General features: G+C 71.3%; 19 protein-coding genes and 1 pseudogene. 13 read left to right on the top strand and 7 right to left on the bottom strand.

All coding sequences use genetic code 11. The features are described from left to right. Window positions 1-42: 42 nt before the first annotated feature. Window positions 43-660, bottom strand: a complete 618-nt coding sequence (locus AB0H87_RS23180; protein ID WP_360149139.1) for a sigma-70 family RNA polymerase sigma factor — start codon at window positions 658-660, stop codon at window positions 43-45. Window positions 661-1,041: 381 nt separating this feature from the next. On the opposite strand from AB0H87_RS23180, the gene AB0H87_RS23175 reads away from it, so the two are divergent. Genes AB0H87_RS23175 through AB0H87_RS23160 form a run of 4 tightly spaced genes read left to right on the top strand, consistent with a single transcriptional unit; the run spans window position 1,042 to window position 5,709 of the window. Next, window positions 1,042-2,868: a phosphoenolpyruvate carboxykinase (GTP) gene (locus AB0H87_RS23175; protein WP_360149136.1), complete on the top strand. Its 1,827-nt coding sequence runs from the start codon at window positions 1,042-1,044 to the stop codon at window positions 2,866-2,868. Between the two features lie 48 nt (window positions 2,869-2,916). Then, window positions 2,917-3,774, top strand: coding sequence for a hypothetical protein (locus AB0H87_RS23170; protein WP_360149133.1), 858 nt, complete (start codon window positions 2,917-2,919; stop codon window positions 3,772-3,774). Then, window positions 3,774-4,928, top strand: a complete 1,155-nt coding sequence (locus tag AB0H87_RS23165; protein WP_360149130.1) for a geranylgeranyl reductase family protein — start codon at window positions 3,774-3,776, stop codon at window positions 4,926-4,928. Before AB0H87_RS23170 ends, AB0H87_RS23165 begins: the two co-directional genes overlap by 1 nt. Before the next feature lie 10 nt (window positions 4,929-4,938). Continuing rightward, entirely contained in the window at window positions 4,939-5,709 is a 771-nt protein-coding gene (locus AB0H87_RS23160) for an isoprenyl transferase (protein WP_360149127.1), read from the top strand. A gap of 6 nt (window positions 5,710-5,715) precedes the next feature. Here AB0H87_RS23160 and AB0H87_RS23155 read toward each other — a convergent pair whose 3' ends face one another. After that, window positions 5,716-6,681 carry a zinc-binding dehydrogenase gene (locus tag AB0H87_RS23155; protein WP_360149124.1) on the bottom strand — a complete coding sequence of 322 codons (966 nt, stop codon included), beginning with the start codon at window positions 6,679-6,681 and terminating at the stop codon, window positions 5,716-5,718. A 101-nt stretch (window positions 6,682-6,782) separates the two neighbouring features. Between AB0H87_RS23155 and AB0H87_RS23150 the strand changes: the two genes are divergently transcribed. Together AB0H87_RS23150 and AB0H87_RS23145 are read left to right on the top strand one after the other, a co-directional pair. After that, window positions 6,783-7,406: a helix-turn-helix domain-containing protein gene (locus AB0H87_RS23150; protein WP_360149121.1), complete on the top strand. Its 624-nt coding sequence runs from the start codon at window positions 6,783-6,785 to the stop codon at window positions 7,404-7,406. A 46-nt stretch (window positions 7,407-7,452) separates the two neighbouring features. Then, on the top strand, window positions 7,453-7,923 hold the full coding sequence (locus AB0H87_RS23145; protein WP_360149118.1) for a hypothetical protein: 471 nt from the start codon (window positions 7,453-7,455) through the stop codon (window positions 7,921-7,923). An 8-nt stretch (window positions 7,924-7,931) separates the two neighbouring features. Here AB0H87_RS23145 and otsB read toward each other — a convergent pair whose 3' ends face one another. The 3 genes from otsB to AB0H87_RS23130 all read right to left on the bottom strand — a co-directional run bounded on the left by otsB (window position 7,932) and on the right by AB0H87_RS23130 (window position 9,815). Then, complete coding sequence (gene otsB / locus AB0H87_RS23140) at window positions 7,932-8,756, bottom strand: trehalose-phosphatase (RefSeq protein WP_360149115.1); 825 nt, start codon at window positions 8,754-8,756, stop codon at window positions 7,932-7,934. Window positions 8,757-8,839: 83 nt separating this feature from the next. After that, window positions 8,840-9,202 (bottom strand): hypothetical protein, encoded by a 363-nt coding sequence (locus AB0H87_RS23135; RefSeq protein WP_360149112.1) that lies wholly within the window; start codon window positions 9,200-9,202, stop codon window positions 8,840-8,842. Window positions 9,203-9,374: 172 nt separating this feature from the next. After that, window positions 9,375-9,815 (bottom strand): helix-turn-helix transcriptional regulator, encoded by a 441-nt coding sequence (locus AB0H87_RS23130; RefSeq protein ID WP_360149142.1) that lies wholly within the window; start codon window positions 9,813-9,815, stop codon window positions 9,375-9,377. Between the two features lie 270 nt (window positions 9,816-10,085). Between AB0H87_RS23130 and AB0H87_RS23125 the strand changes: the two genes are divergently transcribed. The 3 genes from AB0H87_RS23125 (at window position 10,086) to AB0H87_RS23115 (ending at window position 12,579) form a co-directional block, all read left to right on the top strand. Beyond that, a complete protein-coding gene (locus AB0H87_RS23125; protein WP_360149109.1) occupies window positions 10,086-10,442 on the top strand; it encodes a hypothetical protein in 357 nt (118 codons plus the stop codon). Window positions 10,443-10,458: 16 nt separating this feature from the next. Next, a complete protein-coding gene (locus AB0H87_RS23120) occupies window positions 10,459-10,791 on the top strand; it encodes a hypothetical protein (protein WP_360149106.1) in 333 nt (110 codons plus the stop codon). Between the two features lie 399 nt (window positions 10,792-11,190). Further along, window positions 11,191-12,579, top strand: coding sequence for a PhoH family protein (locus tag AB0H87_RS23115; RefSeq protein ID WP_360149103.1), 1,389 nt, complete (start codon window positions 11,191-11,193; stop codon window positions 12,577-12,579). Window positions 12,580-12,615: 36 nt separating this feature from the next. On the opposite strand, the gene AB0H87_RS23110 is transcribed toward AB0H87_RS23115, so the two are convergent. Beyond that, complete coding sequence (locus AB0H87_RS23110; protein WP_360149100.1) at window positions 12,616-13,206, bottom strand: dihydrofolate reductase family protein; 591 nt, start codon at window positions 13,204-13,206, stop codon at window positions 12,616-12,618. Window positions 13,207-13,426: 220 nt separating this feature from the next. Between AB0H87_RS23110 and AB0H87_RS23105 the strand changes: the two genes are divergently transcribed. The 4 genes from AB0H87_RS23105 to AB0H87_RS23090 all read left to right on the top strand — a co-directional run bounded on the left by AB0H87_RS23105 (window position 13,427) and on the right by AB0H87_RS23090 (window position 16,704). Then, window positions 13,427-14,104, top strand: a complete 678-nt coding sequence (locus tag AB0H87_RS23105) for a lytic transglycosylase domain-containing protein (protein ID WP_360149097.1) — start codon at window positions 13,427-13,429, stop codon at window positions 14,102-14,104. A 77-nt stretch (window positions 14,105-14,181) separates the two neighbouring features. Further along, the gene (locus AB0H87_RS23100) at window positions 14,182-14,985 is read left to right on the top strand and encodes a serine protease (protein ID WP_360149094.1); all 804 of its coding nucleotides are present in this window, start codon (window positions 14,182-14,184) and stop codon (window positions 14,983-14,985) included. Between the two features lie 27 nt (window positions 14,986-15,012). Continuing rightward, on the top strand, window positions 15,013-15,615 hold the full coding sequence (locus AB0H87_RS23095; protein WP_360149091.1) for a rhomboid family intramembrane serine protease: 603 nt from the start codon (window positions 15,013-15,015) through the stop codon (window positions 15,613-15,615). 120 nt (window positions 15,616-15,735) lie between these two features. Then, on the top strand, window positions 15,736-16,704 hold the full coding sequence (locus AB0H87_RS23090) for an NAD(P)/FAD-dependent oxidoreductase (protein WP_360149088.1): 969 nt from the start codon (window positions 15,736-15,738) through the stop codon (window positions 16,702-16,704). 10 nt (window positions 16,705-16,714) lie between these two features. Here AB0H87_RS23090 and AB0H87_RS23085 read toward each other — a convergent pair. Then, window positions 16,715-17,158, bottom strand: a pseudogene (locus AB0H87_RS23085) (fructose-bisphosphatase class II); the annotation flags it as partial. Window positions 17,159-17,253 lie beyond the last annotated feature (95 nt).

Raw genomic sequence — 17,253 nt, 5'->3', positions numbered from 1 at the left:
TGTTTACGTCTACGCCGCCCCCCGAGATCTACCCCTCGTCCATTACACTCTTTCCCTACCCGCCGCTCTTCCGATCTGCTCCTGCAGGTAGATCTGCCGTAGGCGCTCCCGGGCGCGGAAGGCGAGCGCCGCGACCCCGCCGGGCGTCAGGCCGAGCCGCCCGGCCACCTGGGCCGGCGACTCACCCTGCACGGCGGTGTGCCAGAGCACCGCCCGCCAGCGCTCGGGAAGCCGGGCGAAGGCCCGGGCCGCGTAGAGCCGGTCGAGCTGGGCCACCGTCGGGTCGGCGAACGGCACGCCGGCCTCGTACCGGCTCAGGTCGTCGGTGAACTCGACCCGCTGCTCGGCGCGGAGCCGGTCGTACCGCAGGTGCCGCAGGGTCGTGTAGAGGTAGGGCCGGAACGCGCGTGCGGGCCCGCGGCCGTCCCGGAGCAGGGCGAGCACCTTGGCGAAGGTCTCCGCGACGAGGTCGTCCGCGTCGGCCCGGTCCCGGACCAGGGTGCCGGCGAGCCGGCGTACGCCGCTCGCGTGCCGGACATAGAGGGTGCCGAAAGCGCCGGTGTCCCCGGAGCGGACGGCGGCGACCAGGTCCGCATCGGATGGTTCGTCGTCGCCGTCGCTGGGTTCCGGTCGTAGGTCGGTTGTCGTGGGGCTGGTCATGCCGCCTCCAGGGGGAGGAATGGGGCGGAAATGCCTATAGGGAACGTGAGGGAGAAAACCCTCGTTATGAGGAAAAGCGTAGGTCACTCCGTAGCGTGAGGGAAGAGGCGTTTTGGCAGCCCGGGGCGCCGATGGGTGGGTCCGCAGCGGGCCGGGCGGTGACCCGTGTGAGGCGCCCGTGCGCGAATCTGCGTGGGAGAGCGCGGTTTCCAGCGGTGGATTCCAAACCCACCGTCCCTTGTGCAGATTTTCACAACCGGCCGCGCTGCCCTGAACGCTCCTTCGGTTTAGTCTGAGTTGAACCCCGAGATGCACCGGCGTGGCGTGAGCCCGCCCTCGTTCGTGCACCCATAGGTCAGCGTCGACCATGAGGAGTTCACCATGACAGTCCCGGCCACCCTTCCCGGCGCCGACGAAGCACCGACTTCGCACCCGCGCCTCCTCGCCTGGGTGAAGGAGGTTGCCGAGCTCACGACACCCGATCGCGTGGTGTGGGTCGACGGGTCCGAACAGGAGTGGACCCGGCTGACCGACGAGCTCGTCGAGGCCGGCACGCTCGTCCGTCTCAATCAGACGAAACGCCCCAACTCGTTCTGGGCGCGCACCGACCCGACCGACGTCGCACGGGTCGAGGAGCGCACGTTCATCTGCTCGGTCGACGAGGCCGACGCCGGGCCCACCAACAACTGGATGGCGCCCGACCAGATGAAGCGGGAGATGACAGACCTCTACCGCGGTTGCATGCGCGGCCGGACGATGTACGTCATCCCGTTCTGCATGGGCCCGATCGAGGCCGCGAACCCGATGTTCGGCGTCGAGATCACCGACAGCGCGTACGTGGTCGCCTCGATGCGCATCATGACCCGGATGGGCACCACGGTGCTGCGGGCGATGGGCGACGACGCCGACTTCGTGCCGGCGCTGCACTCGCTCGGCGCCCCGCTCGCACCGGGTGAGCAGGACGTGCCCTGGCCCTGCAACGAGACCAAGTACATCTCGCACTTCCCGGAGACCCGGGAGATCTGGTCGTACGGCTCCGGCTACGGCGGCAATTCGCTCCTTGGCAAGAAGTGCTACTCGTTGCGAATCGCCAGCGTCATGGCGCGGGACGAGGGCTGGCTCGCCGAGCACATGCTCATCATGAAGCTGACGTCGCCCGAGGGCGTGGTCAAGTACGTCGCCGGCGCGTTCCCGTCGGCGTGCGGCAAGACGAACCTCGCGATGCTCGAGCCGACGATCCCCGGCTGGAAGGTCGAGACGATCGGCGACGACATCGCCTGGATGCGGTTCGGCCAGGACGGCCGCCTCTACGCGGTCAACCCCGAGTTCGGCCTGTTCGGCGTCGCGCCGGGCACGGACTACAAGACCAACCCCAACGCGATGCGTACGCTCGCCCGCGGCAACTCGGTCTTCACCAACGTCGCGCTGACCGACGACGGCGACATCTGGTGGGAGGGCATGGGCGAGCCGCCCGCGCACCTGACCGACTGGAAGGGCAACTCCTGGACGCCGGAGGGCGGCGAGCTGTCGTCCCACCCGAACAGCCGGTTCTGCACGCCGATCGAGCAGTGCCCGATCATCGCGCCGGAGTACACCGACCCGCAGGGCGTGCCGATCGACGCGATCCTGTTCGGCGGTCGACGCAAGACGACGATCCCGCTGGTGACCGAGGCGCGCGACTGGGTGCACGGCGTCTACCTGGGCGCGACGCTCTCGTCGGAGACCACCGCGGCCGCGGCCGGCCAGGTCGGCGTCGTGCGGCGCGACCCGATGGCGATGCTGCCCTTCATCGGCTACAACGCCGGCGACTACTTCGCGCACTGGATCGAGATGGGCAAGGGTGCCGGCGCGGACGCCGACAAGCTGCCGAAGATCTTCTACGTCAACTGGTTCCGCCGCGACGCGGACGGCGGCTTCCTGTGGCCGGGCTTCGGCGAGAACTCCCGGGTTCTCAAGTGGATCGTCGAGCGGATCGACGGTCGCGCGGCGGCCGTGGAGACGGCGATCGGCCACGTGCCGACCGTCGACGCGCTCGACCTGTCCGGCCTCGACGTCGACCCGACCGCGATCGCGGCCGCGTTGCGCGTCGACGCCGACGAGTGGCGGGCCGAGATCCCGCAGGTCACCGAATGGTTCGAGAAGTTCGGCGACAAGCTGCCCGGCGTGCTCTGGGCCGAGCTCGACGCGCTGAAGGCCCGGCTTACCTAGTTTTTCGCTCGGGAGGCCCGCAGTGGCGGGCCTCCCTACACTCACGGCATGCCCCAGACGGTGCGCGCGTTGGTCGCGCTCCTCTACGCGACGGCCGCCGCCACCGTCGCGGTCGAGCTGCTCAACCTGTTCTACGCGCCCGATCCCGGCTTCGGCCTCGCGGTGCGCACCGGCTGGGCCGCACTGCGGTCGCTCGGCTTCCTGATCCTGGTCTGGCACGTGCGGCGCGGCCGGGCCGGCGCCCGGCCCCTCGGCCTGATCCTCGCCGTCACCACCGTGTTCGCCGTCGGCCGGCTGATCGTGCCCCGGTCCGGCGTGCCGCCGCTGCCGGGTGCGCTCGGCTTCGCGCTGCTGACCGCGCTGTGCCTCGCGGTGGTCGTGCTGCTCTACCGCGCGCCGACCGTCGGCGCGCACCTGGTGCGCCATCCCAACCGGCTGGTCCTCGACCGGCGCGGCATCGGCTGGCAGGAGGGCGTGCCGCGGCGCCCGCCGGTCGCCGGGTGGACGCTGACCGCCCGGGTCGCCGCGTTCACCTATCCGGCGCTGATCACCGTGCCCGCGCTGGTCGCCCTCGGCGAAGGCGGCCTGCGCCGGGTGCCGATCGCCCTCGGCTGGCTGGCGTTCGCGGTGGTCATCGGCAACGTGCTGCTGCCGATCGCGATCTTCCTGGTCCGCGACCGTGGCTGGGCGCGGGTCGCGCTGGTCGTCGTCACGCTCGTGGTGCTCGCGGTCGACCTGCCGCTCTGTTATCTCCTGCTCGGCCTCGACGGGCTGGTCCGCGACGGCGGACCGCTGCTGGTCGCCGGGGCGGTCGCGGTCTGGGGTGTCGCCCGGTCGCGGGGCGCGGCCGGTGTGCGCGTGTCGCCGACGCGCGCGGAGGCTCCGATCCCGGATACGGTTCCGTGATGATCGATTACGACGTGCTCGTCGTCGGCGCCGGCCCGGCCGGTGCCACGGCGGCGGTGGCGGCGCGGCGGGCCGGGGCCAGCGTGCTGCTGCTCGACCGCGTCAGCTTCCCGCGCGACAAGACCTGCGGCGACGGCATCGCGCCGCACGTGCTCGACGTGCTGGGCGCGCTCGGCGTCGAGGACGTCGCGGCGGGCTTCGCGCCGGTGCTCTCGCTGAGCCTCGAGACGCCCAACGGCCGGGCGGGCGGTGAGCTGCGCCGGCCCGACTACACGATCCCGCGGTACGTGCTGGACGCGCGGATCGTCGACGCGGCCGTCGGCGCCGGGGCGGAGCTGCGCCGGCACACGGTCCGCGAGGTGCGGGTCGAGGCCGATCGGGTGGTGGTCGACGAGACGTACGCGGCGAAGGTCGTGATCGGTGCCGACGGTGCGGGCTCGGTCGTCCGCCGGGCGCTCGGCCACCCGGCCAACCGCGGCCGGCACCTGGCCGTCGCGATGCGCGGCTACGTCGACTTCCCGGGGCTGACCGATCAGCGGATCGTCACCTCGGGGCCGCGGTGGCCCGCCTACGCCTGGGCGTTCCCGATCGGCGACGGCACGGCGAACGTCGGCTACGGCGAGGTGATGCGGGGTCGACCGCTCAGCCGCGCGCACCTGCTCGCCCGGATGGCCGAGCTGCTGCCCGAGATCGATCTCGCCGACGTCACCCGGCTGCGCGCCCACCACCTGCCGCTGTCGACCCGGCAGCCCCGCCACGGCGGCGGCCGGGTGCTGCTGGTCGGCGACGCGCAGTCGTTGATCAACCCGTTCACCGGTGAGGGCATCTTCTACGCGGTGCTGTCCGGCTCGCTGGCCGGGCACGCGGCCGCGGTCGCGCCCGCACACGCGGCCCGGGAGTACGCCGTCGCGCTGCGCCGGCGGCTCGGCCGGCACCTGCGCCACAGTGCGGCGGCGGCCTGGCTGGCCCGCACGCCGGCGGTGATCCAGGCCGCGGTGCGGGCCGCCGGGAACGACCGCCGGGTCTTCGACTCGATCGTCGAGCTGGGTCTTGGTGACGGGTTGTTGCAGCCCCGTACGCTGGGCCGCATTGCCCGGGAGTTGACCGTTCGGACACAACAAGCTCGTCCGTTCGTCTATGGCGGAGGTCGCTAGTCTGCAAGTGATGAATCTGCGTGATCTCGTCTATTCGATCTACGAGCGGCGGCTGACCTCACGGCTGGCCGGCCGGCCCGTGCCCCGGCACGTCGGGGTGATGTGCGACGGCAACCGCCGGTGGGCGAAAGAGATGGGTTACGTCGACCCCAACGACGGCCACCGGGTCGGTGCGGCGAAGATCAAGCACCTGCTGGGCTGGTGTGACCAGGCGGGCATCGAGCACGTCACGCTCTACCTGCTGGCCACCGACAACCTGCGCCGCCCGGCGGCCGAGCTCGACCCGCTGCTGCAGATCATCGAGGACCTGGTGGTCGAGCTCGCCGAGGACGGGAACCCCTGGCGGTTGCGCATCGTCGGCGCCCTGGACCTGCTGCCCGCGCAGACCGCCGCCGCGCTCAAGGCGGCGCAGGAGCGCACCCGCGACCGGGCCGGCGGCGCGGAGGTCAACATCGCGGTGGGCTACGGCGGCCGGCGGGAGATCGCCGACGCGGTCCGCTCGCTGCTCCAGGAGCACGCGTCCCGCGGCGGCACGCTCGAGGAGCTGGCCGAGGTGCTCGACGTGGACCACATCGCCGAGCACCTCTACACCCGCGGCCAGCCGGACCCGGACCTCGTCATCCGCACCAGCGGCGAGCAGCGCCTGTCGGGCTTCCTGCTCTGGCAGTCGGCGCACTCGGAGTTCTACTTCTGCGACGCCAACTGGCCGGACTTCCGCCGCGTCGACTTCCTCCGCGCGCTGCGCTCCTACGCCAGCCGCCAACGCCGCTACGGCGCATAGCCTTCCTCAGCTCGCGACCCGGACCACCGACTTGCCGGGCGGCGGGGTGGTCTGCTGCGCGATCATCGCCGGCACGTCGTCGAACGACCAGACCGTGCCCACCGGCGTCGCGAGCTTGCCCTCCTCCGCGAGTGCCGCGAGGCGACCCCACGCGGCCTCCTCGCCAGCCGGCGTGTGCGCGTCGGCCAGCACGCCGACCGCCGTGTAGTTGCGCAGGAGCATGTCGACCGGGTCGAGGGTGACCGGCACGCCCGAGGCGAAGCCGACGATCGCGATCCGGCCGTGGCGGGCCAGCGTCTTCACCGCGATGCCGGCGGTCTCGCCGCCCACGACGTCGAAGATCAGGTCCGCGCCGTGGCCGCCGGTGGCCTCGCGGATCTCCTTCTCCAGGTCGGTGCCCCGGTAGCTGACCGCCTGGTCCGCGCCGACCGACCGGGCGAACTCCAGCTTCTCCGGGCTGCCGGCGACCGCGGTCACGGTCGCGCCGAGGGCCTTCGCGAGCTGGATCGCGGCGACACCGGAACTGCCCGCGCCGCCGAGGACGACCACCTGCTCCCCGGCCGTCAGGCCCGCGCGCTCGACCAGACCGGCGTACGCCGTCCGGTAGGCGATCGGGAAGCCGCCCGCCTGCTCGTCGGTCAGCGGGGACGGGACCCGGATGGCCGAGCCGTCCCGGACGTACGCGTACTCGGCATAGCCGCCCCAGCCCCGCAGGAACGCCGTGATGCCCAGGATCCGGTCGCCGACCGCGAAGCGCGAGCCGGGCCCGACCGCGACCACGTCGCCGCAGACCTCCTCGCCGAGCCCGAACGGCGGAGCGCCGAGCAGCGGGAACGCCCCGGCGGCCATCATCGCGTCGGGGTAGCCGGCGCCGGCCGTGCGCACCTTCACCAGCACCTCACCCGCGGGCGGGGCGGCATAGGCCAGCCGTTCCCGGCGGACACCCTCCCGCGGGTCCCCAAAAGCCGTCAACCGCCACGCCAAACCCTCGGTTACCACGCTGTTCTCCCGTCGGACATGTTGTCGGACACCTTGTCCGACGCGACCATACACGCGGCACCTAAGATCGGACGGTGGCCTCGATCACCCGCCGGCCGGCGGCCGACCCCAGCCGGCGCGCCGCCGTGGAGGCGGACGTCCTGGCCGCCACCGAGCGGCTGCTCGCGGGTGGAGCGCGCTTCACCGAGCTGGGCGTCCAGCGCATCGCGGCCGAGGCCGGCGTCGCCCGGTCGACGTTCTACCTCTACTTCCGCGACAAGACCGAGCTGCTGCTGCGGCTGGCCGCCACGCTCGGCGACGTGGCCTACGGCATGGTCGGCACCTGGTCGCCGGCGGGCCCGACGGCGCTGGACGAGCTGGCCGAGACGCTGCTCGAGGTGATCCGGTTCTACCGCGACCGCCGGCACGTGCTGGCCGCCGTGCTCGAGGTGGCGGGCTACGACCGCACGATCGGCGAGTTCTGGGAGGCCCAGCTCGGCATGTTCATCGCCAACGCGCAGCGCCTGCTGACCGCGGAGCAGGAGGCGGGCCGGGCGCCGGCGGGCCTCAACGCGGCGACCGCCAGCCGAGTGATGATCTGGGGCGGCATGCGGGTGATCGCCGACCAGGTCGCCAACCGGCCGGCGGAGGAGGACCCGGCGGCCGCCCGGGAGCTGGCTGCCAACGAGTGGTTCGGCGCGTTCCGCCGGCCGTCCTGACCAGCGAGGGTGGCGGCCGTCGATGCCGCACGGCACACTTCCTCGCATGAGGCTGCGCGGCGTCTTCCAGGTCGGGCTCGTGATCGCCGCCGGGGCGCTGGCGCTCGGCTGCACGTCCACGGTGGACCGCCAGGCGGCACCCCGCGGCACCACGCCGGGCAGCAGCAGCGCCGCCCCGGCCGGCCCGTCGGGGGCTCCGGCCGCGACGCCCACGGCCACGAGCGTGCCGGGCACCGAGATGACGCCGCCACAGGACCGCAACGTCTGCGGCCGGGTGCGCACGGCCACCAACGACTACTCGCGCTCGTACGAGAACGCGGCACAGGCCGACAAGGCGATGATCGGAAAGAAGTGGTCGGGCTTCGTGCGCGAGCGGGCCAAGGAGGCGCGCGACCCCAAGCTCACCGCCGCCCTGACCACACTGGCCGACGAGATCGACTCCTGGCGCCCGGGCCAACCCGATCTCCGCGCCTACACGAGCCTGCTGAACACCGCCTGCGCCCGCTGGGCGGCCTAGGCCCGGGCCTAGCGCATCGAGGCGACGGCCTCGTCGAGGAAGTCGCCGAGCGCCTCAGGGGAGTCGAACGTCAGGTCGGCGGCGCCGGCGACGGCCTGGCCGGTCTCCGGGTTGGCCACCGCGACGCAGACGCCGAAGAACGACGGGTCGCGTTCCTCGCGGTCGCGCAGCGCGGCGAAGGCCTTGAGGTCGGAGACGTCGTCGCCGAAGTACCAGGCGCAGCCGGCCGAGGCGACCGCCTCGCCGATCACCAGGCCCTTGTCGCGGTCGACCGGCGGCTTGAGCTCGAGCACCATGCGACCGGCCTGCACCTTGAGGCCGAGCCGTTCGGCCTCGGCACCGCCCCAGCGCTCGACCTCGCCCGCCAGCTCCGGCGCGGTGCGGTAGTGCAGCGCGACCGACAAACGCTTGTATTCGACGAGGACGCCGGCGGGCAGCTCGGCGCGCGCCCGCTCGGCCAGGTCGGCCATCGCGGGCACCCAGGGCAGCGCGGCCGGCTCGGTGACCGTCGGGCCGGCGCCGTGGCTGTGCTCCAGCCCGTAGAGCCCGTAGAGGTCGACGTCCGCCGCACCGTGGAACCGGTCGCGGAGAAAGTCGACGGGCCGGGCGGAGACGATCGCCACCCGGCGGACCACCGCCGTGAGCGCTGAGATCGCAGCCAGCGCGCGAGGCACCGGGCGGACCGCGGTCGGATCGTCCTCGACCGGCGCCAAGGTGCCATCGAAGTCGAAGAAGAGCACGCACTCATCGGCCCGGTCGGCGGTCGAGCGCCATGCGCTCGCCGCACTCAGCGGGCGGTCGTCGCGCCCGTGGCCCTGGTCTGACCCCCGCACAGGGGAGAGCCTACCGGCTGCGGGTGGGCGCCGGAGCAGACGGATCAACCGGTTGACAGGAGATCGCTATTCGGTTGTGGTCCTCAGTCGTCGTACGCGCTCCGGCGCGCCGAACGACTAGCGAACGGGACGATGGCACCCGCCTCCTCGCCGTGGCTGAGCATGTAGCCCTCGACAAAACCGGCGTTCCGGTCGCCCGCGTGCGCGTCGACCTCGTTGAGCCGTGCCGCCACGAACTCAGTGAGCGCGTTCAGCCGAACGGTGACCCGGTTGTACATCTCAGCGAGCACGGCCACGACGACGCCAACCGACGCGGCCGCTATGGTCGCCATGTTGAAGGCGACCGGAAGATCTCTCTCGTCCAACAGTCCGACAATGATGTTGGAACTCGCGAACAACGTTACAGAGACGACCGCGACGACGACCGCCCCCCATTTCAGGGCCATAGATAGACCCCTCCTCCTTGTCCCGCAGGGCTTGGCTGACCTCCCGGTGCTCCCCACCCGACCCGAGCCCAAGCAGTACAAGGGCGCAGGTTACTGCGCCACGAAGGTAAAGATCGTGCCATTCGCCACTTGCTGTAGTGGTTCTTTCACCATTTGCGTAACGAGGCCGGTTCTAGACCGCCTTTCCGCGTCTGGTCGGGCGATCGGACGGCAGCAGCGGCCGGTACGCGAGATAGCGAATCGTTTCTCGAATGTGGAACTTCTCGGCGTCGGAGACGTTGGGGTCGACGAGCCGGCGCAGCAGCGCCTCGACGTCGGGATCCATCGGCGGCGCGGCGGGAGCGGGCCGGCCCGGAGCTCCGGTGTCCCAGCCGAGCACGCCGAACGCGACCGACGGATTGAGGCCCAGGCCGGTGCAGAACGCGACCACCCGCTCCGCCTCGGGATCGCTGGACCAGTTCGCGCGGACCCAGCGGTTGATGGTCTGGCGGGACACGCCCGTGCGCCGGGACACCTCGGAGCCGCTCCAGGCGCGAGTGCTCCGCGCGTCGTCCAGCGCCTTGCGGACGAAAGCGGCGAACGCGATTTTGCGTCCGGGGGAGGGCTCCGGCACTGGGTGAAGGTAAGGCCAGTTCTCGATCTTCCCGGCGGACACGGCAGGGGTGTATCGCGTGCGGGACGGTCCGAAGTGATCGCCGGTAAACGATCGGGACGGCTTTTCGGCGGGCGTCACGTGGTCAGACTAGGCCGACACAGGTTCCGCGCTAATCGCCCGAAAAGCCGATGCTGTCACGCGCGCGAGACGCCTTACGGTGTGTCACGTGAACGAGACAATGCGTGCCGTAAGGCGTCATCTTGATGTGACAGCGCGGGAGCTGGAGCGGTGAGCGAGCTGGCCACCCGTGAGCAGGCGTTCGGGCTGATCGCGGCAGGCGTCGCGGCCGGCATTACCGCGCCATGGCGGCTCTACCTCGCCCGCGGGGCGCGGTACGTGTCGCTGCAGGTCGCGGACATGGCCGAGTGGGATGCGTGGCGTATCCACCTCGGCTGTCCGGACCTGCGGATCCGCGTCTACGACACGGGCAGCGAGGTGCGCCGCACCTCTGTCGCCGAAGTCGTCATCGACCGGTGCCGGGTGGCCGTCGAGCTCGTCGAGGAGGTCGGTGTCGACGACATCGACCACCTCCTGGCCGGCCGGCCGCAGGTCGACCGCGCCCCACGCTATCCGGACGAGCGGTGAGGGGCAGCACGTACCGATGACGGTGTACTTCGCGATCTTCCTCGTGCTGTTGCTCGGCTCGTCCAGCTACGCGGCGGGTCGGCTGCACGGTGGGTTCAGCTACCGCAGTGGATACCGGCAGGGCTATTACGACGGCGACCGGGGCGCGTGGAACCGCCGGCGCCGGGAGACGCAGACGGTGGCGGCCACGTTCCGGATGCAGCCGCGGCAACGGTCAGCATCCGACGTACCGACCACCATGATCGGTTCGGGAACCACCTATCTGAGCGCCTCCTTCGTGGGGACCACAACCGACGGCGGACGGCACTCCGTGGGGGTACGCGAGATCGCGAGCCAACCCGCGGGGTGAGTGGTCACCCACGAGCGCGGATCCGCCCTGTGACCGGCGGTCCGCGCACCCCGGGATCGGGCCAGTCCGGTGGCCTGATCCCAACGGCGACGACGCGTGAGGGGCGCGCGTCGTAGCCGGTGGCCGGCCCGGCGAGCGCCCGCCGGGCCGGCCAACCCCATTGGTCAGGCGTATGCGAAATCCCGGTAAACGAAGGCCCCTTAGTTCGGCGTGTACTTCCCCCGGACGCCTTGCGCCGGTTAGCGTCTAGCCATGGCGAGGGGTCATCCCAAGCCAGCCGGACGGCCCGGACCTGCGACGACTTCGCCACGGGGCCTGCATCCGACCCCGTGCTCCCGGGCACGCCGGACGAGGCGGAACACGCGGGCGGTCCGGGTGCACGCTCGCCGGAGCAGGCCTGTGACGACTCAGCGCACCACTTCCCGGGCCACCCAGGACACCCCCGCGACCGGCCGCGCGACCCGCGCGCGCAAGTCCGCGGCGAAGGAGGACGGGCCACCGAAACCCGTCTACGTCCTGGACACCTCGGTCCTGCTGTCCGACCCCGCGGCCTTCCGCCGCTTCGACGAGCACGAGGTCGTGCTCCCGTTGGTGGTCATCACCGAACTGGAGGGCAAGCGGCACCATCCCGAGCTCGGCTGGTTCGCGCGGCAGTCGCTGCGCATGCTCGACGAACTGCGGATCAAGCATGGCCGGCTCGACCAGCCGGTGCCTACCAACGACCTCGGCGGCACGCTGCGCGTCGAGCTCAACCACTCCGACGACGGTGTGCTGCCGCCCGGCTTCCGCAACGAGTCCAACGACGCGCGGATCCTGTCGGTGGCCCTCAACCTCGCCGCCGAGGGACGCGTGGTCACGCTGGTCAGCAAGGACATGCCCCTGCGGGTGAAGGCGGCGGCGGTCGGTCTCGCCGCCGACGAGTACCGGCACGGGCAGGCCAGCGATCCGACGTGGACGGGCATGGCCGAGATCGAGGTGGCGGACGACGAGGTCAACGAGCTCTACGCGGGCGCCGACCTGGCCCTGGACGCGACGGCTGAGCTGCCGTGCCACACGGGCCTGGTCCTGCACTCGTCGCGGGGCTCGGCGCTGGCCCGGGTCCTGCCGGACAAGGTGGTCCGGCTGGTCCGAGGCGACCGGGAGGCGTTCGGCCTGCGGGGCCGCTCGGCGGAGCAGCGGATCGCCCTCGACCTGCTGCTCGACGAGTCGATCGGGATCGTCTCGCTGGGCGGCCGGGCCGGCACGGGCAAGTCGGCGCTGGCGCTGTGCGCGGGGCTGGAGGCGGTCATGGAGCGCCGCCGGCACAAGAAGGTGATCGTGTTCCGCCCGCTGTACGCGGTCGGCGGCCAGGAGCTGGGCTACCTGCCGGGCAGCGAGTCCGAGAAGATGTCGCCGTGGGCCCAGGCGGTCTTCGACACGCTCGGCGCCGTGGTGCACGAGAACGTCCGGGAAGAGGTGCTCGCCCGCGGCATGCTCGAGGTGCTGCCGCTGACCCACATCCGCGGCCGGAGCCTGCACGACGCGTTCGTCATCGTCGACGAGGCGCAGTCGCTGGAGCGCGGCGTGCTGCTCACCGTCCTGTCGCGGATCGGCCAGGGCTCGCGGGTGGTGCTCACCCACGACGTCGCACAGCGCGACAACCTGCGGGTAGGGCGGCACGACGGTGTCACCGCGGTGATCGAGGCGCTCAAGGGGCACCCACTGTTCGCGCACGTGACGCTGACCCGCTCGGAGCGCTCCGCGATCGCCGAGGTGGTCACGGACCTCCTGGAGGACATCCCCAACTGAGCCGGTAGGGGCCCCCGACGGGGGCCCCTTTCCGCCCTACTTCTTGACCCGGTAGCGCAGGTGGGTGACCCGGTTGCCCTGGACGCTCTCCAAGGGTCCTTCCAGCTCGACCGGCACGCTGCCCAGCCCGCTGAAGAACGGCGTGCCGCCACCCAGCAGCACCGGCACCAGGTCGACCCAGACCTCGTCCAGCAGCCCCGCGTCCAGCGCCTGGCTCGCGATCGTGCCGGAGTTGAGCCCGACCGTCCGGCCGCCGCCGATCTCGTGCGCCTTGGCGATCGCGCTCTCGATGCCGTCGGTGACGAACGCGAACCACTTGTTGTCCTCGTACCCCGTCGGCGGGTTGTGGGTGAGCACGACCGTGGGCACCTCCAGCGGGTGCTTGCCGCCCCAGCCGTTGGTGAAGTCGAACAGCTTGCGGCCGACCACGAGCGCGCCGAGCTCGCTCGTGAACGCCTTCTGGTGGTCGTAGCTCTCCTGGGTCAGGCGGAACGTCATCTCCGGGTTGCCGGTGGGCATCTCGATGTCGCCGTTGCCGTACCAGGCGAACAGGTGCTCGAACCCGGTTTCGCCCGGGCCGGAGACGTAACCGTCGAGCGACATGCTGGCGCCGGTGCAGACCTTCATGGTTGATCCTCCTCGATGGTGGCTCGCTTCTGCCCGTGCGTCGTCCGGGGGCGCCCTGGATCGACAGGGTGACGGAAACTTTTTTGTCGTGCGGCGTTTTGCCCGTTCTCGATGGCATTTGCCCAGTGACCCAGGTCACACAATGGTCTCCCTATTTCCCTCCTGACTCACTGTGCGCAATGGTGTCTGGGTCCATGCCCCCGACGAAGGGAACGACTTCGTGACTCGGCTGTGGAGCCGGTTCGGGGTCCGGGCGTTGGCGGTCGGCATCCTCGTGGTGGGGGTGGGCGGCGGCTACTACCTGGGTCACGACCGTAGGGTCCAAGAGCAGGGGATCGATGCGCGGTTCGCCGCGGAGGCCCAGCAGGCCGAAAACGTGGTGCTCAAGGAGCACCACCTCGACCACGAGTCGATGATGGCCCAGCGCCGCGACGCGGAGGCGATCGCGGCACAGCGGGCCCGCGCCGCGGCGAAGGCGGCGGCCGAGCGGGCCAAGCGGGCCGAGGAGGCCAGCCGCAAGAAGCGCGAGCAGAAGGCCGAGGAGCCCCCGCCGGCCAAGCCGTACACCGGACCGATCCCGGCGTCCTGCAACGAGTACAGCGGGAACCGGAAGGTCGGCTGCGCGCTGATGCTGGCCGACGGCTTCAAGATCGACCAGTTCCCGTGCCTGGACAAGCTGTGGAGTCGGGAGAGCGGCTGGAACGAGAAGGCGCTCAACGAAGGCTCCGGCGCCTACGGCATCCCGCAGGCCAAGCCCGGCAACAAGATGGCGACGGCCGGCGACGACTGGCAGACCAGTGCGGCCACCCAGATCAAGTGGGGGCTCGGCTACATCGAGGGCCGGTACGACGACCCGTGCGGCGCCTGGGCCCATTCGGAGGCCGAGGGCTGGTACTGACCTGAAAGCTGAGGCAGAGGGTACGAACACTCGCGTTCGTGCCCTCTGCGGCTTTTGCGGCCTCTAGGGTCTCAATCATGCGAGAGTTTCGCGTTCAGAGCGCGGTCCTGGTCACGGTTGTGGCGGCGGTCCTGGGTCTGGTGACCGGGCCGGCCCTCGCGGCGGACGACGACGGCCACGAGCGGATCGTCGGCGGCAGCCGGGTCGACGAGGGCACCTACCCGTGGGTGGTGCGCCTCTCGGTCGGCTGCGGCGGCACGCTGGTCGCACCGCAGGTCGTGCTCACCGCCGGCCACTGCGTCAAGGGCAGCGGCGCGGACACCTCGATGCGGATCACCGGCGGCTCCGTCGACCTGGACTCCTCGCGGGCGCAGACGGTCCGCTCCACGCAGGTCTACCGGGCACCCGGCTACAGCGACGCGACCAAGGGCGACGACTGGGCGCTGATCGCCCTCGACCAGCCCTTCGACCTGCCGACGGTGACGCTGGCCTCCGACACCCGGTACGACCAGGGCCGGTTCACGGTCATGGGTTGGGGCTCCACCAAGGAGGGCTCGGCCACCCAGCAGCGCAAGCTGCGCGCGGTCGACGTGGACTACGTCTCGGACTCCTCCTGCGACCGCAAGTACGGCAAGATCGGGATGGAGATCGTCGGTTCCGACATGATCTGCGCGGCCCGCACCGGCAAGGACTCGTGCCAGGGCGACTCGGGCGGCCCGCTGGTGCGCCTCGACGCGACGGGCTCGTGGCTGCAGATCGGGATCGTGAGCTGGGGGTACGGCTGCGCCCGCAAGAACTTCCCCGGCGTGTACGGCCAGGTGTCCACGTTCTCCCACGACATCGCGGTCGGCCTGGCGGTGCTGCGGTCACGCTTGGCGTGAAAGCTGCTCGCCTGGTAACCCTTGTGCGTGTCCCAGTTCTGGACGACCGACCCTGATCGCCTGCGCTTCGGCACCGAGCCGTTCTACGCCGCCGTCGGGCGCGCCTTCGTGACGATGTGCGCCGTCGTGCCGGTGCTGTTCGCGGTCGAGGCCCTCGACTACTGGCTGCGGCTGGGGCTGGACGTGCGCGGCGGGATCATCCCGCGCAGTGTCTACGGCCTCGACGGCATCGTCTTCTCCCCGCTGCTGCACGACGGCTTCGGGCACCTCTACGCCAACAGCGTCCCGCTGCTCCTGCTCGGCACGTTCGTGATGACCGCCGGCTGGCGGCGGGGCATCTGGTCGACCGCGTTCATCATGCTCGTCGGCGGTCTGGGCGTCTGGCTGGTCGGCGAGCCCGGCACGGTCGTGGTCGGCGCCAGCGGGGTGATCTTCGGCTACTTCGGGCTGCTGCTGGCCCGCGGGGTCGTCGAGCGGTCCTGGTGGAACTTCGGCGTGGTCGCGCTGGTCGCCCTGCTCTACTGGTCGGTGCTGTTCGGCCTCCTGCCCGGCGACCCGGGCATCTCGTGGCAGGGCCACCTCTTCGGGTTCGTCAGCGGCGCCGTCGCCGCCATCCTCTTCCGCCGGTGACAACGCGTCCCGTTCGTCCGGATCGGGGTGCGACACGGCGCGGTCCTTGCCGGTGTGCCACCGCTGTGCCTACCGTCGATGTCGACCGGAACAGGTCGCCTTGAAGGGCATTGGTGAGCCATGCGGGAAATCGACGTCGCGATCATCGGCGCGGGGCCGTCGGGACTGTTCGCGGCCTACTACGCGGGCTTCCGGGGGCTCTCGGTCGCGCTGATCGACAACCTGCCGGAGCCGGGCGGCCAGGTCACCGCGATGTACCCCGAGAAGCAGATCTACGACATCGGTGGCTTCCCGAGCATCAAGGGTCGCGAACTGGTCGCCAACCTGGTCGAGCAGGCGGCGCCGTTCCGGCCCGAGTACGTGCTGGACACCAGGGCCGACCGCCTGTCGTACGACGACGGCCACCCGGTCCTCGAACTCTCGACGGGCGAGCAGCTGCGCTGCGGCGCCGTGATCATCACGGGCGGCATGGGCAGCTTCAAGCCCCGCCCGCTGCCCGCCGCCGAGACGTTCGCCGGCAAGGGCATCGTCTTCTTCGTGCCGCACCTGGCCGACCTCGCGGGGCAGGACGTCCTGATCGTCGGCGGCGGCGACTCGGCCTTCGACTGGGCGCTGGCCCTCGAACCGCTGGCGAAGTCGGTCACCCTGGTGCACCGCCGCGACCGGTTCCGGGCGCACGCCGCGACCGTGGCCCGCGTCCAGGACCTGAGCGTGCGGATCGTGGTCAACGCGGAGGTGGCCAAGATCCACGGTGAGGACGCGGTCACCCACGCCGACATCGTGGTCAAGGGCGGCGAGACGGAGACGATCCCGGTCGACACGGTGGTCGCCGCACTCGGCTTCACCGCGGACCTCGGGCCGCTGGCGGACTGGGGCCTCGACCTGGACCGGCGGCACGTCAAGGTCGACAGCACGATGGCGACCAACCTGTCGCGGGTCTTCGCGGCCGGCGACATCACGGAATACCCGGGCAAGGTGCGACTGATCGCGACCGGCTTCGGGGAGGCCGCGACGGCGGTCAACAACGCCGCCGTGGCCATCGACCCGGCCGCCCACCTCTTCCCGGGTCACTCGTCGGACAACGGCTGACCGCCGGCTGCTACGGCTGCTCGGCGATCGGGCGGCCGTCGAAGTCGACCGACGAATAGAGCGCCAGCTTCTCCAGCTGGTGGTAGGAGTCGATGATCCGGATCGTGCCGCTCTTGGAGCGCATGACGATCGACTGGGTGTACGCGCCGCCCGCCCGGTAGTGGACGCCGCGCAGCAGGTCGCCGCTGGTCACGCCCGTGGCCACGAAGAACGCGTTGTCGCCGGAGACCAGGTCGTCGGTGTGCAGCACGCGGTCGAGGTCGTGGCCGCCGGCCAGCGCCTTCTCCCGCTCCGCGTCGTCCCGCGGCCAGAGCTTGGCCTGCATCGCCCCGCCCATGCACTTGAGGGCGCAGGCGGCGGTGATGCCCTCGGGCGTACCCCCGATGCCCATCAGCACGTCGACCTCGGACGTGTCCCGCGCCGCGTAGATCGCGCCCGCGATGTCGCCGTCGGATGGAAGACGAGTGGGGCGTCTCGGATTCGTCGACGACGCAGGAGAACTTCCTGATGGCCCACGTCCTGCACCCCAACGTCACGGCGCCGTCATTC

Source organism: Asanoa sp. NPDC050611 (genome assembly GCF_040654855.1).
Classification (GTDB): Bacteria; Actinomycetota; Actinomycetes; order Mycobacteriales; family Micromonosporaceae; genus Asanoa.
The sequence above is the reverse complement of the archived record's forward strand: the minus strand, read 5'-3'. Positions and strand labels throughout refer to the sequence as shown.